This window comes from Corynebacterium sp. HMSC076D02 (genome assembly GCF_001813815.1).
Lineage (GTDB): Bacteria > Actinomycetota > Actinomycetes > Mycobacteriales > Mycobacteriaceae > Corynebacterium > Corynebacterium simulans.
The window spans coordinates 80210-93884 of record NZ_KV814045.1 but is presented as its reverse complement, the minus strand read 5'-3'; the positions used below and the strand labels follow the sequence as shown (position 1 = coordinate 93884).

Sequence of the window (13675 nt, the reverse complement as noted above, 5' to 3'; positions counted from 1 at the left end):
GAAAAACAGCTACTTAGCGTTAGTGCGAGGAAACCAACTTCATGGCACGTTTTATTGACCGCGTCGTTCTTCACCTGCAGGCCGGCGACGGAGGCCACGGATGCTCTTCGGTGCACCGTGAAAAGTTTAAGCCGCTGGGCGGTCCAGACGGCGGCAATGGCGGCCACGGAGGAGACATCCTGCTAGAGGTTTCCACCCAGGTGCATACCTTGATGGACTTCCACTACCGTCCGCACCTGAAGTCCGGCCGAGGTAACAACGGTGCTGGTGACTGGCGCAATGGCGCCCGCGGCGAGGATCTCATCCTCGAGGTCCCGGCCGGCACCGTGGTCTACTCCGAAGACGGCGAGATGCTGGCGGATCTCACGATTCCTGGCACCCGTTTTGTAGCCGCTGAAGGCGGCTTTGGCGGCCTTGGTAATGCTGCGCTAGCTTCTGCTGCCCGCAAGGCACCAGGCTTTGCGCTTCAAGGCGAGCCGGGCGAGGCCCGTGATCTGGTGTTGGAGCTTAAATCCATGGCGGATGTCGGCCTCGTCGGTTTCCCATCGGCCGGCAAGTCTTCCCTAATTTCCGTGCTTTCTGCGGCCAAGCCAAAGATTGGTGATTATCCGTTTACCACCCTGCAGCCGAATCTCGGCGTGGTGGACATGGGCTTTGAATCTTTCACCATGGCCGACGTTCCGGGCCTTATCCCGGGCGCTGCTGACGGCAAGGGCCTCGGATTGGACTTCCTGCGCCACATCGAACGCACTGCGGTGCTCGCTCACGTCGTTGACGTTGCCTCCTTGGAGCCGGGCCGCGACCCGCTTTCCGATATTGAGGCGCTCGAGGAGGAGCTCGCAAAGTACCAAGAACTGCTGGACCAGGACACCGGCTTGGGCGATCTGCGGCAGCGCCCACGCATCATTATCTTGAACAAGGCGGATATTCGGGAGGCGGAAGAACTGGCCGAGTTCGTCAAACCCGAGCTGGAGGAGAAGTACGGTTGGCCCGTCTTCATTATTTCTGCGGTGGCACGCAAGGGCCTCGATCCGCTCAAGTACAAGCTGCTTGAGATGGTCAAGGAGCACCGTCGCACACAGCCGAAGGTCAAGGCGGATAAGAACCACACCATCATCCGCCCACGTGGCGAGCGTAAGTCCGGCTCCCACGCTGACTTCACTGTGCGCCCTGATCCCGAGCTTGCCGGTGCCTTCGTGGTGGAGGGCGACAAGATCGAGCGCTGGATTGTGCAAACCGACTTCGAAAATGATGAAGCCATCGGCTACCTCGCTGACCGCTTGGCCAAGGCCGGTGTGGAAGATGAGCTGTTCAAGCAGGGCGCTGTTGAGGGCTGTCCGGTGACCATCGGCGGCATCACCTTCGAGTGGGAGCCGATGACTGGCGGCCGTGCCACGGATGCCGGCCGCGGCTTCGACGGTCGCCTCGGCGGCACCGAGCGTGTTTCCGCCGCTGAGCGTAAGCGCGCTTCGCAGGCTCGCCGTGGCCTCATCGACGAGTATGACTTTGGCGATGACGAGAAGGTCACCCGCGAGCAGGCGAACCGGGACCGCTGGCAGGGCTAGTACAATGGGCGGCCATGTCTTCGCAACAAGATTTTCCGCTAACCCAAAAACCTTATTCCGGGCCCACGGTTGACACCCCCTTTCCGGACCCGTTGCATGAAAATCCCACGGCGTCCGGCTTTGATTCGCCGCTGCGCCAGCGCATCGCGCACGCCAAGCGCGTAGTCATCAAGATTGGTTCTTCGTCGCTGACGGATGAGGACTTCCTGGTCTCCCAGGAGCGCATCGACCACATTGTGGACGCGGTGCACGCCCGCATGGGCATCTCCGATGTCATCCTGGTCTCCTCCGGTGCGGTGGCCGCTGGCATGGGCCCGCTGGGGCTTAATCGCCGGCCGACTGATCTGGCCACCAAGCAGGCCGCGGCGTCTGTGGGCCAGGTGCATCTGGCGTACGAGTGGGGCCGGTCTTTCGCCCGCTATGACCGCACGGTGGGCCAGGTGCTGCTCACCGCCTCGGATACGGGGCACCGGGACCGCGCCCGCAACGCGCAGCGCACCATCGACCGGCTGCGCCAGCTGCGCACCATTCCCATCGTCAATGAGAATGACACGGTGGCGACCTCGGAGATGCACTTCGGGGATAATGACCGGCTCTCCGCCTTGGTGGCCAACCTGATGGGCGCGGACGCGCTGTTCCTGTTCTCTGATGTCGATGGCCTCTATGACAAAAACCCGGCGGAGCCGGACGCCCGCTTCATCGATGAGGTGCGCACGGGCAAAGACCTGAAAGGGGTCGAGGCCGGTGAGTCCGGCAACGTCGGCACCGGTGGTATGGCCACGAAGGTCTCGGCCGCGCGCCTGGCCACCCGCGGCGGAATCCCGGTGCTGCTGACGTCGACGGATAACATTGGCCCTGCTCTTGCCGATGCCTCCGTGGGCACCGTCTTCCACACCCGCGAGGAGCGCAAGTTGTCTGCCTGGAAGTTCTGGGCGCTCTACTGCGCCGATACCGGTGGGGCGGTGCGCCTGGACGCTGGCGCCATGCAGGCGGTCACCAAGGGAGGCAATTCGCTCCTGGCGGTTGGCATCACGGAGGCCATCGGTGAATTCTCCCGTGGGGAAATCATCGACATCATGGGCCCGGAAGGTGAGGTCATCGGCCGCGGCGAAGTACGTTTTGATTCCGCGGAGCTGCGGGGCATCCTGGGCAAGCAGATGGAGGAGCTGCCGGAATACCAGCGCCGCAGCGTTGTCCACGCCGACTACCTGTCGAACTACGCCTCCCGAATCTAGACACTAGAGGCCAGAGAAACCCCAGGAAAAGACCATGAAATACGCCATGTTGCCGGAACAATGGGAAGAATCCATCGAGACCTTGCGGGGAGCTGGCCATGAGCTCGCGGAGCTTTCCGATGCCGACTTCCTCATCTACAACGGCGACGGCTCGGACTTCCCGTTGCCACTGCCGGAGAACATCAAGTTCGTGCAGATTCCGTCTGCAGGCGTAGACCATCTGCTCGACGTCATGAAGGAGACCGACGTAATCTGGTCCAACGCCGCTGGCGTATTCGATAACACCGTGGCGGAATCTACCATCGCGCTGCTGCTTGCGCAGCTGCATGCCCATCGCTATGTCAACGACACCTTCTCCAACTACGAGGAGGTGCAGGATCACAAGTCCTACCTACACGAGGACAAGACTGTGGCGATCATCGGCGCCGGCGGCATCGGCAAGCGGCTCATCACGATGCTCTCTGGCTTTGGCCCGCGCATCATCGCCGTAAACCGGTCCGGCAACGCGGTTCCAGGCGCGGATGAGACCTATCCCATCTCCGAGGTGGACAAGGTCTGGTCTGAGGCCGACTACTTTGTGCTCATCGCGCCGCTTACCCCGCAGACCCACCACATGGTCAACAAAGACGTGTTTGCCCAAATGCCGAATCATGCGGTGGTGGTCAATGTGGGCCGTGGCCCACTCATCAGTACCGAGGATCTTTTGGCAGCGCTGGACTCTGGCGAGATTGCCGGCGCAGCGCTCGACGTCACTGATCCGGAGCCGCTCCCGGATGATCACCCGCTGTGGAAGGACCAACGTGTGGTCATTACACCGCACATTGCTAATACCCGTAACTCGGTGCGCCGCCACTTGGGAGCACACACCGCAAAGGTGGCCGCAGCCTTTGAGGCTGGCGAGGAAATTCCTACCCGTGTGGATCCGAACGCTGGATATTAAAGTGTAAAAGCATGAACAAAGACATTCGCGTGGGAGACGCGGAACGCCACAATGCGCTAGACCTCCTCAGCACCCACTTCGCTAACGGTCTCATCGACATCAACGAGTTCGAAGACCGCACAGGAAAGGCGGCTGTTGCGCGTACCCGCGGCGAGATCGCTTCCCTCTTTGAGGACCTTCCTGACAATCCAATTGCAGAGGTCGTCCCGTTCAAGGAATCGGAAGCGCAGGCCGAGCTCGACCGGCTGCAGCGCCGCGGAGGGTTAGTCCACCGAATCGATGCCGTCATTTGGTCAGCGACGATGATCCTCTTCTTCCTGGGGCTTTTCGTCTTCGACTGGGACTATTTCTGGCTTGTCTTCCCGATTGCAGGTATCGCCTCGTGGGGTGTCAGGGAGGCGGTCAAGCTCTCCGACGACGACGAAAAACTTTATGAGGAATTGAAAAAGAAGGATGACAAAGACCGGGCCGAGCGCCTACGTCTGGCAGCCGAGCGCCGCAAGGAGCTGGGGCAGTAGTCCGCGGGGTCTGCGGGGGGAGTGGCTGCGCGCTTGAGCTATACCCACGCGTGACATCCAGCGCGGATAACCATGCTGTTGGGGGGTGAGTTTCTTTAAGAGGATGTTATTCAGCTTTAAAGTGACCTAAATAAAACCCGGGGGGATCACTTTCGCGGGCACGTTCCGGATTGTAAGCTCATCCTAGTTCGATTTAGTCAAGCCTAAGTTAACTTGGCTATTGTTCGTGAGCAAAGGACTTTCTTTCATGACCCATTTCAACGTGCCCAAGTACTCCGTCCGCATTGCGGCAGCCACCCTGGCCATGCTCGCATCCGCGACTGCGTTGAGCGCGTGCAGCAGCAACGAAGACACCTCCGCGTCCACCGGCTCTACCGGCGCCGCGGGGGACACTGCTGTGACCATCACTGACGTCGCCGGCCGCGAGGTCACCTTCGACAAGCAGCCTGAGCGTATCCTTCTGGGCGAGGGCCGCGGGCTCTTCGCCACCTCGATTCTCAACCGCGAGGATCCGCTCGAGCACGTCGTGGCTCTGGGCAAGGACCTGCATGAGGCGGCTCCGAGCTTCGAGTCCAAGTTCGCCGAAACCAATGCGGCGTACAAGGATCTGCCGACCATCGGCAACATCGCCAAGGGCGACGTCACCGTGGAAAACCTGCTCGCGCAAAAGCCAGACGTCGTGGTCATGACGCTGGACCACAAGGAGGGTGCGGAAAAGACCGGCTTCCTGGACAAGATGGACCAGGCCGGCCTGAAGTACGTCTTCACCGACTTCCGCCAGAAGCCGCTAGAAAACACCCCGAAGTCCATGGAGGTCTTCGGCCAGCTCTTCGGTCACGAGGACAAGGCCGCAGAGTTCAATAAGTTCTATACCAGCAAGGTTGATGACATTAAGTCCCGCGCGGAAAAGGCCGGGGACAAGCCGCGCACCCTGGTCTGGCGCGCGGCGGGCCTGAAGGATTGCTGCTCCACGGTCAAGGACTCTAACCTAGGTGACCTGGTTAATGCCGCCGGCGGCGAGAACTTGGGCGATAGCCTGCTGGACACAGAGTCTGGAGACCTTACCGCAGAAAAGGTGCTTGCTGAGCAGCCGGAGCACATCATCGCCACTGGCGGCGCATGGGCCAAGGACCCGGAAAAGCCGGAGGTCCTGCCGCACGTGGAGATGGGTTACGCGGCCAAGGAAGAAAAGGCGCAGGAGACCCTCGAAGGCCTGCTAAAGACCCCGGGCTTCGAGCAGCTTGAGGCCCCAAAGGAAGGCAACTTCCACGCTGTCTACCACCAGTTCTACGATTCGCCTTTTAACATCTTCGCCTTGGAGCAGTTTGCTGTGTGGATGCACCCAGAAACCTTCAAGGACTTAGACCCAGAAAAGGACTTCGCCGAATTCCACAACAAGTGGCTGCCCATCGACTACAGCGGCGTTTTCTTCACTACCAAGAACACACACAAGCACTAAAAAATGGCACTTTTGACCTCTTCTGAGAGTTTGCAGACTGACCAGAAAGCCGAAACCAAAACCGACACCCACCAGGTAATTGCCGAGTACCGCAGCAATAACTTCCGCAAGGTACTCATCATCGGTGCACTGGTGCTGGCTGCCTTCGTAGCCTTCGTCATTGCCACGGTGGTCGGCCCGATTCACCTTTCCCCGATGGAGATGCTGCGTGGCATTTTCTCACCGGGCCAGGTGGATGAGACCACCCGGACGGTCCTGTGGAACCTGCGCCTGCCGGCGTCGGTTATGGCCGTGCTCATCGGCGCCGCACTGGCGCTATCCGGCGCGCATATGCAGACCATTCTGGATAACCCTTTGGCCGAGCCTTTCACCTTGGGTATTTCCGCCGCCGCGGCTTTTGGCGGCGCGGCCTCCATCGTGCTGGGCTGGACCGTGCTGGGAAATCCGCAGTTCAATCTCGCGGCCGTCGCTTGGCTGTCGGCTCTTGTGGCCGTGGCCATCGTCGCGGGTGCGGCGGTGTGGCGCGGCGCTAGTGCGGAGTCAATGATTCTGCTGGGTATCGCCCTCGTTTTCTTGTTCCAGGCACTGCTTTCGCTGATGCAATACAGCGCCTCGACTGAAGCCCTGCAGCAGATTGTCTTTTGGACCATGGGCTCCCTGCAGCGTGCGAATTGGGTGTCCAACCTGATCATCGCGGCCACCTTGCTGGTTGCCATTCCTTTCACCATGCTCAACGCGTGGAAGCTCACGGCGCTGCGCCTTGGCGACGAGCGTGCGGCGGCCCTTGGCATCAACGTGCAAAAACTGCGCGTTCTAACCCTCGTCGTGGCCTCCTTGCTGGCCGCTAGCGCCGTGGCCTTCGCCGGCATCATCGGCTTCATTGGCTTGGTTGGCCCACACGTGGCGCGCCTATTGGTGGGCGAGGATCAGCGTTTCTTCGCTCCAGCCTCCATGGCGGCGGGCGCGATGCTGCTGGCGGGAGCACACGCGGTATCCATCACCATCATCCCCGGCGTTGCCGTACCCATCGGCATCATCACGGCGCTCGTTGGTGTTCCTTTCTTCGTGCTGCTCATCTTCACCAAGAGGAGGATCAAGTGCTGAAAGTAGAACAGGCATGCGTGAACTTTGGCAAGCGGGAGGTGCTCAAAGGAGTTGACTTGCCCGAGCCTGAACCCGGCACCATCGTCGGACTCATCGGCCCCAACGCGGCGGGCAAGTCCACCTTGGTCAAGGCCATCGCCGGCATTCAGAAGCTAACTTCGGGCACCTGCGATACTGGTGGCGCCAACGTGGGCTACGTGCCGCAGGATCTTCTGACCAGCGCCTCGCTGACCGCCTTTGAATCGGTGGTCATCTCCGCTAAGCGTGGTTCACCCAACGCTTTGGAATCCGCGGTTGAGGCGCTCGAAAAGCTCGGCATCGTGCACCTCGCGCACCGCTACGTTCACCAGCTTTCCGGCGGCCAGCGCCAGCTCGTCGCCGTGGCGCAGATGCTGGCCCGTGAGCCAGACCTGATGCTGCTGGATGAGCCGACCTCCGCGCTCGACCTGCGCCATCAAGTGCACCTGCTGGATACCTTGCGCAAGGAGGTCTCCCGCGGGGCAGTGGCGTTGGTAGCTATCCACGATCTCAACCTGGCCGCGCGTTATTGCGACGAGCTGGTGGTTCTCCACGGCGGCCGCGTGCATGCCCACGGCACCCCGGCAGAGGTGCTGAACACCGAGCTGCTGGGTGAGGTCTATGGCATCCACGCTCGAGTCATCGACGACGAAGGCGTGCCCATGGTCTGTCCTGTCGAGGCTAGCTTCGGTAAGCTTGAGCCTCATGAGCCAACTCACTCGAGATGAAGAACGAGACCAAGTACTAAAACTGGCGCGTCAGGCCAAGAATGTTGCGCCGCAGTTCGCGCAGCTTTCCACCCCACGCAAGAATGAGATTCTTGTGCGCGCTGCTGAAAACCTGGTGGCCCGCACCCCTGAGATCCTCGAGGCCAATGAGCGCGACGTCGCCGCTGGCCGCGCGGCCGGGATGAATGATTCTTTAATCGATAGGCTCTCGCTCGACGCCGCGCGCGTCGAAGGTATCGCCGGCGGCCTGCGCCAGGTCGCCGCCCTGCAGGACCCAGTAGGGGAGGTACTGCGGGGCCACACCATGGACAACGGCATCCAGATGAAGCAGGTGCGCGTGCCGCTCGGCGTCATGGGCATGGTTTATGAGGCCCGCCCGAATGTCACGGTGGATGCCTTTGGCCTTGCGCTCAAGTCTGGCAACGTTCCGCTGCTGCGCGGATCTAAGTCCGCACGCAACTCCAACGAGCAGCTCGTGGAGATCCTCCAGGACACCCTGGCGCACTTCGACCTTCCGCGCGAGGGCGTGCAGCTCCTGCCGTGCGAGAGCCACGATTCGGTGCAGGATCTCATCACGGCGCGCGGGCTTGTCGACGTCGTGATTCCCCGCGGTTCTGCTCGCCTCATCAATGCGGGGGTGGAGGGCGCTACCGCCCCCGCCATTGAGACCGGCACCGGCAACTGCCACTTCTACATCGATGCCAGCGCCGACCTCGACAAGGCCATCGCCATGGTTATAAACGGCAAGACCCGCCGCCCTTCGGTTTGTAACTCCACCGAGTGCGTGCTGCTGGACGCCGCGCTTGCCGACGCCGCGAAACTCCGCGTCATCACCTCCCTTCAGGAGGCGGGCGTGGTCATCCATGGCGAGGTCGCTGAGCTCGAGCAATTCGGCGTGGCCAATGCCGTGGAAGCAACCGACGAGGAATGGCGCGAGGAGTTCCTGAGCAACGACATCTGCGCCAAGGTAGTTGACGGCGTCGCTGGCGCCATCGCGCATATCGCCGAGTACACCACCGGCCACACTGAGGGCATCGCCGCTCAGGACGCCGATGTTCTGCTTAAGTTCGCCAACGAGGTCGATGCCGCCGCCGTCATGCTCAATGCCTCCACCGCCTTTACCGACGGCGAGGTTTATGGCATGGGCGCGGAGATCGGTATCTCTACCCAGAAGCTGCATGCCCGCGGCCCGATGGCTCTGCCGGAGCTGACCTCCACAAAGTGGATTCTGCAGGGCAGCGGTCAAACTCGACCTTAAAATATGCCTCTATCTCTATCTCTTTTCACCCAGGCGCCCACGCCCGCGGATGGGCAGAAGGTGCACGTATAATCTCCACTCATGACTAGTCCACAGCGCATCGGAATCATGGGCGGCACCTTCGACCCCATCCACAATGGCCACCTCGTGGCGGCCAGTGAGGTGGCCTACCGCTTCCAGCTGGACCAAGTGGTCTTCGTACCCACCGGCCAGCCGTGGCAGAAGGCGGGGCGCGACGTCACCGCAGCTGAGCATCGCTACCTGATGACGATGGTGGCAACCGCCTCGAATCCGCGCTTTACTGTCTCCCGCGTCGACATCGACCGCGAGGGCCCCACCTACACCATCGATACCCTGCGTGACCTGCGCGAGCTTTTCCCCGATGCCGAGCTCTACTTCATTACCGGCGCCGATTCCCTGGCTTCGATCATGAGCTGGCGCGATTGGGAGGTCATGCTAGAGATGGCCAACTTCGTCGGCGTCACCCGCCCCGGCTACGAACTCAGCAAGGATATGCTGCCGCTGGGATCCCAAACCGGGATCGAACTCATCGAAATTCCCGCCATGGCCATTTCTTCCACCGATTGCCGCAAGCGCGCCGGGGAAGGCGAGCCGGTGTGGTACCTCGTGCCGGACGGGGTTGTGCAATACATCGCTAAGAACAATCTTTATGGGCCTAATCCTGATAAGCCTTTATAGAATTTGGGAAAAAGAATTCACGGAAATAGCCAAACGCACCTCTTACGTGCGAAACTGGCAGAACTAAAAAGTATTCGAAGATATTTGAAGGAAAGCACATGTCCGTTACTGATGTAGCCCGCAAGATGGCTGAAACCGCGGCGCACGCTGCTGACGAGAAGCTGGCCACGAACATCGTGGCTATCGACGTCTCTGACGTGCTTGCTATCACCGAGATCTTCGTGCTGGCATCCGCCGAGACCGAGCGCCAGGTGGCCTCCATCGTGGAGGAAATCGAAGACGAGCTGACCAAGCTTGGCCACGAGCCAAAGCGCCGCGAAGGCAACCGCGAAAACCGCTGGGTACTGCTGGATTACGGTCACATCGTCATCCACGTCCAGCGCAACGATCAGCGCGAGTTCTATGGCCTCGACCGCCTCTACCACGATTGCCCGATCCTGGAGATCGAGGGTATCGAGACCCCGGAGCGTCCGGGCGAGTGGTCCGATGAGGTTAACCTGCGCGAGGTTGAGTCCATCGACGAGATCCCACTGGCTCAGCCGGAGCCGGAAGAGGACGAGGAGTACTAAACCTTGTCGCGCCGCCTGCTTCTGATCCGCCACGGTCAGACCACTTATAACGCCACTGGCCGCATGCAGGGCCACCTGGACACGGAGCTGTCCGAGCTGGGGCTTGCACAGGCCAAGCAGGCGGCAGGCCTGCTTGCGGAGCAAGGGATTTCCGCGATCTTGTGCTCGGATCTTTCCCGTGCCCGCGCCACCGCCGGCGTCATTGGTGAGCGTTTGGGCCTGGAGCCTACTGTCGACGCCCGCCTGCGCGAGACGCACCTGGGCAAGTGGCAGGGGATGTCCTCGGCGGAAGTAGATCGCGATTACCCCGGTGCCCGCGCCATCTGGCGTCACGATCCCACCTGGGCGCCGCCGGAGGGCGAGTCGCGGGTGGACGTCGCCAAGCGTGCGCGTCCCGTCATCGACGAGCTGATGCGTGACCCGGAACCGTGGGCCGAGGGCACCGTGTTGGTGGTGGGGCACGGCGGTGCGATTGCAGCGTTGACCTGCCACCTTTTGGGCCTGCGCCACGAGCAGTACTCCATCCTTTCGGGCCTGAAGAACACCCACTGGTCCCAGCTGACCGCCCGTCCGGACTTTGATCCAGCGAATCCGCAGGCCTCCCTCGAGTTCACTGCGGGAAACGTGGACGGCGCCAAGTGGTACTTCGACGGCTGGAACATGGGGGCAGGTGACTAGTGGCCGTCCGCATCGTCACTGATTCCGCCGCGGGGCTGCCGCCAGACATCGTGAAAAACCTGCAGATTCGAGTAATCGATTTGCACGTCATGGACGCAGACGGCGAGCAATCTACCTCGGGTCTTACTGCGCTGGAGCTCGCGGCCGCATACGGTCGCGAAATGGAACGCTCCACCGACGACGGCATTGTGGCCATCCATCTGTCCAAGGAACTTTCTTCCACCTGGTCTGCCGCGGTGACGGCTTCCGGCGTGTTTCCCGATACCGTCAAGGTGGTCGAGTCCGGCTCGGCGGGCATGGTGATTGGTGCCGCGGCGATGTCTGCGGCGACCTTGGCACGTGATGGCGCCTCGCTTGAGGAGTGCTACGAGGCGGCGCTGGATACGATCAAGCGCGGCCGCACCTGGGTTTACCTCAACTCCACGGAGGAACTGCGCCGCTCCGGCCGTCTTTCTACCACCACCGCGATGCTCTCCACTGCACTTCTGGCCACCAAGCCCATCATGTCCATCGTGAGCGGCAAGCTGGAGCTCGTGGGCAAGACCCGCACCCAGACTAAGGCTTTTACCAAGCTGGTCGATCTCATCGCCTCCCGCGCCGATGGCGAGCCCGTCTTCGTGGCATTGCAGCACAACGACGCCGAGGAGTCCGCCGAGCGCCTGCTCGAACTGCTCGAGAAGGCCCTGCCGAAGGGCTCTTCCTTCATGGTCGAAGAACTCACCGAGGTGCTCGCCGTGCATGCCGGCCCAGGCGCCATCGGCGTATCGGTGGTCTTTAGCAAGGAACCTCCTGAATCGTTGACACGTACAACAAGTTATCCACAGGTTTTTAAATTGCCTCTAGCGCATTAACTGCGCCGCCTTTTAGCGTCGAGGGCATGCCGCATATTAGCGATCGTCTTCGGGAACTAACCCGCCCCACCGGGGAAGAGGACCTGCTCAACGTCACCTATCCGCGCCCGCGCGTGCGTATTCCGCCGTGGCTTGCCTGCGCCATCGCGGTGTTGGTTGCTGCGGGTGTCTTGACGTGGCTGGGTATTACGAGCCGGAACGATCCTTATGCGGTTTCCGCTTCCGAGGCTACGAGCAGCGCCGCTGCACCGAGCTCCCTGGTGGTCTCCGTGGTGGGGGAGGTCGAAAACCCCGGCCTTGTCACGGTGGCGCCGGACGCCCGCATTGCCGACGCCCTCGATCACGCCCACCCGCGCCCCGGCGTGGACCTCCTCAACCTCAACCTGGCCAAACGGCTTAGCGACGGCGAGCAAATCGTCGTCGGCCTGCCCGCACCCGCCCCAGTACCGGGCGAGCCACAGGAAGGCGGTCTGCTCAGCCTGAACTCAGCCACCAAGGAGCAGCTTATGGAGTTGAAAGGAGTAGGAGAGGTCACGGCGGAGTCCATTTTGAGCTTCCGTGAGGAATCCGGCGGTTTTACCTCGATTGAGCAGCTGATGGAGATAAGCGGCATTGGGCCTGCAAAGTTCGAGGCGCTCAAAGACCAGGTGCAATTATGAGGCAGCTGCGCCTGCTGCCGGCCGCGTGTGCGGTGTGGCTGGCCACGCTCTTAAGCTTTAACGGCGCGTGGTGCTCCTTAGTGCCGCTAGTCTGTCTAGTCCTGTGGTTCTGGCAGCGCGGCCAGGCGGTGCTCACCACGGGCCTTAGCGCCTTGGCCATCGCCGTGACTAAGGTGCGCATTTCCCGCGCGGGCCCGCTTGGCGACGTCCTGACCGGCACCGTCATAACTGAGCCCACCGAGGTGCGCTTTGGCTGGCTGCTGCGCCTGCGCGTGCCTGGCTATCCCTTTCAGGTACCTGTGTTTAGCGACGAACCCGCTCCAGCCGGGGCCCAAGTGACCGTGGACCATGGCACCATCACTTCGCTTACCCCGCCGGATTCTTTGGCCGCGCACGTGGCAGAGAACTTCCGCGAGCTGGTCAGCATAAGCGTTGGCCCTTCCTCACAAGGCCTGCTGCCGGGCATGGTGCTGGGGGATACCACCTTGCAGACGGCGGCAGAAAAGCAGCTTTATATCGACACCGGGTTGTCGCATTTGAGCGCGGTATCCGGCTCGAACGTGGCCATCGTGTGCAGCGCTGCCGCCTTGTTGGTGAAAGGGCCACGGCTGCGGGTCGCGGCGTCGCTTAGCGCATTGTGCATCTTCGTGGCTTTGGTGGGGTTTGAGCCTTCCGTCCAGCGCGCGGCCGTGATGGGCCTGGTGGGACTACTCGCGGTTTTAAACTCCGCGCGCATGGAGCCGATGCATGGGCTCAGCCTGGCTATCATCGTGCTGCTTTTTATAGACAGCGAGTTGGCCAAGAACTTCGGGTTTGCGCTGTCGGTGGCGGCGACCGCCGGAATCGTGGCGCTCTCGCCGCTGCTTTATCGCCACCTGGCGGTGATTGGATGGCCGGATATCTTCGTCCGCGCGCTCGCCGTGGCAATTGCGGCCGACCTCGTGACGATGCCGATCATCGCTCTGATGTCCGGGAAGGTATCGGTGGTCTCGGTACTTGCAAACGTGCTGGTTGCTCCCGCGACTGCTCCCGTGACCATCCTGGGATTGCTGGCAGCCCTCTTCGCGCAGCTGGGCCCGCTTTCCGTGTTGGGCGCCGGGGTACTGTGCCTAACCGAGCCTTTTACTTGGTGGATCAACACCATCGCCCGCGGCTGCGCGGCCTTGCCGGTCAGCACCGTTGACGCTAGCCCTTTCCTGGTGTTGCTGGGCTACGGCTGGATAGTGGCGGGCATCCTCTACAAACGCCCGTTGCTCACACTTGCCTGCGTGGTTGCATTCCTGTGGCCGAGGCACTTTGATACCCCGCAGGAACCGATACATGTGGTGGCCACCGAGGAAGACATCGAGCCCATTCCGCCGGGCACACGCAGCATCATTGTTACGCAAGATCCG

Annotated in this window: 14 protein-coding genes; all 14 read left to right on the top strand. The window is 61.7% G+C overall.

What is annotated here, in order from left to right; genetic code table 11:
• Positions 1-41: 41 nt before the first annotated feature.
• Entirely contained in the window at positions 42-1565 is a 1524-nt protein-coding gene (gene obgE, locus HMPREF2935_RS05900; protein WP_061924098.1) for a GTPase ObgE, read from the top strand.
• A gap of 14 nt (positions 1566-1579) precedes the next feature.
• Positions 1580-2800 (top strand): glutamate 5-kinase, encoded by a 1221-nt coding sequence (gene proB, locus HMPREF2935_RS05895; RefSeq protein WP_062037845.1) that lies wholly within the window; start codon positions 1580-1582, stop codon positions 2798-2800.
• A 34-nt stretch (positions 2801-2834) separates the two neighbouring features.
• Complete coding sequence (locus HMPREF2935_RS05890) at positions 2835-3740, top strand: D-isomer specific 2-hydroxyacid dehydrogenase family protein (RefSeq protein WP_062037848.1); 906 nt, start codon at positions 2835-2837, stop codon at positions 3738-3740.
• Positions 3741-3751: 11 nt separating this feature from the next.
• Positions 3752-4258 (top strand): DUF1707 SHOCT-like domain-containing protein, encoded by a 507-nt coding sequence (locus HMPREF2935_RS05885; protein ID WP_062037851.1) that lies wholly within the window; start codon positions 3752-3754, stop codon positions 4256-4258.
• Between the two features lie 247 nt (positions 4259-4505).
• Positions 4506-5717 carry an ABC transporter substrate-binding protein gene (locus tag HMPREF2935_RS05880; protein WP_062037854.1) on the top strand — a complete coding sequence of 404 codons (1212 nt, stop codon included), beginning with the start codon at positions 4506-4508 and terminating at the stop codon, positions 5715-5717.
• 3 nt (positions 5718-5720) lie between these two features.
• On the top strand, positions 5721-6821 hold the full coding sequence (locus HMPREF2935_RS05875; RefSeq protein WP_082787681.1) for a FecCD family ABC transporter permease: 1101 nt from the start codon (positions 5721-5723) through the stop codon (positions 6819-6821).
• Positions 6815-7567: an ABC transporter ATP-binding protein gene (locus tag HMPREF2935_RS05870; protein WP_062037857.1), complete on the top strand. Its 753-nt coding sequence runs from the start codon at positions 6815-6817 to the stop codon at positions 7565-7567. Before HMPREF2935_RS05875 ends, HMPREF2935_RS05870 begins: the two co-directional genes overlap by 7 nt.
• Positions 7545-8825, top strand: a complete 1281-nt coding sequence (locus HMPREF2935_RS05865) for a glutamate-5-semialdehyde dehydrogenase (protein WP_070732381.1) — start codon at positions 7545-7547, stop codon at positions 8823-8825. The genes HMPREF2935_RS05870 and HMPREF2935_RS05865 overlap by 23 nt, the downstream gene beginning before the upstream one ends.
• A gap of 81 nt (positions 8826-8906) precedes the next feature.
• A complete protein-coding gene (gene nadD, locus HMPREF2935_RS05860; RefSeq protein WP_070732377.1) occupies positions 8907-9524 on the top strand; it encodes a nicotinate-nucleotide adenylyltransferase in 618 nt (205 codons plus the stop codon).
• A gap of 98 nt (positions 9525-9622) precedes the next feature.
• Positions 9623-10093, top strand: coding sequence for a ribosome silencing factor (rsfS, locus tag HMPREF2935_RS05855; protein ID WP_061924072.1), 471 nt, complete (start codon positions 9623-9625; stop codon positions 10091-10093).
• 3 nt (positions 10094-10096) lie between these two features.
• Positions 10097-10771 (top strand): histidine phosphatase family protein, encoded by a 675-nt coding sequence (locus tag HMPREF2935_RS05850; protein ID WP_070732375.1) that lies wholly within the window; start codon positions 10097-10099, stop codon positions 10769-10771.
• Complete coding sequence (locus HMPREF2935_RS05845; RefSeq protein WP_070732373.1) at positions 10771-11622, top strand: DegV family protein; 852 nt, start codon at positions 10771-10773, stop codon at positions 11620-11622. Before HMPREF2935_RS05850 ends, HMPREF2935_RS05845 begins: the two co-directional genes overlap by 1 nt.
• 26 nt (positions 11623-11648) lie before the next feature.
• On the top strand, positions 11649-12281 hold the full coding sequence (locus HMPREF2935_RS05840; RefSeq protein WP_061924062.1) for a ComEA family DNA-binding protein: 633 nt from the start codon (positions 11649-11651) through the stop codon (positions 12279-12281).
• On the top strand, positions 12278-13675 hold a 1398-nt coding region (locus HMPREF2935_RS05835), incomplete at its 3' end, for a ComEC/Rec2 family competence protein (RefSeq protein WP_070732371.1). The genes HMPREF2935_RS05840 and HMPREF2935_RS05835, both read left to right, overlap by 4 nt.

Excerpts from the sequence above, each read along its gene's own strand:
- obgE (WP_061924098.1), top strand. The coding sequence starts at position 42 with ATGGCACGTTTTATTGACCGCGTCGTTCTTCACCTGCAGGCCGGCGAC.
- proB (WP_062037845.1), top strand. The coding sequence starts at position 1,580 with ATGTCTTCGCAACAAGATTTTCCGCTAACCCAAAAACCTTATTCCGGG.
- HMPREF2935_RS05890 (WP_062037848.1), top strand. The coding sequence starts at position 2,835 with ATGAAATACGCCATGTTGCCGGAACAATGGGAAGAATCCATCGAGACC.
- HMPREF2935_RS05885 (WP_062037851.1), top strand. The coding sequence starts at position 3,752 with ATGAACAAAGACATTCGCGTGGGAGACGCGGAACGCCACAATGCGCTA.
- HMPREF2935_RS05880 (WP_062037854.1), top strand. The coding sequence starts at position 4,506 with ATGACCCATTTCAACGTGCCCAAGTACTCCGTCCGCATTGCGGCAGCC.
- HMPREF2935_RS05875 (WP_082787681.1), top strand. The coding sequence starts at position 5,721 with ATGGCACTTTTGACCTCTTCTGAGAGTTTGCAGACTGACCAGAAAGCC.
- HMPREF2935_RS05865 (WP_070732381.1), top strand. The coding sequence starts at position 7,545 with ATGAGCCAACTCACTCGAGATGAAGAACGAGACCAAGTACTAAAACTG.
- nadD (WP_070732377.1), top strand. The coding sequence starts at position 8,907 with ATGACTAGTCCACAGCGCATCGGAATCATGGGCGGCACCTTCGACCCC.
- rsfS (WP_061924072.1), top strand. The coding sequence starts at position 9,623 with ATGTCCGTTACTGATGTAGCCCGCAAGATGGCTGAAACCGCGGCGCAC.
- HMPREF2935_RS05840 (WP_061924062.1), top strand. The coding sequence starts at position 11,649 with ATGCCGCATATTAGCGATCGTCTTCGGGAACTAACCCGCCCCACCGGG.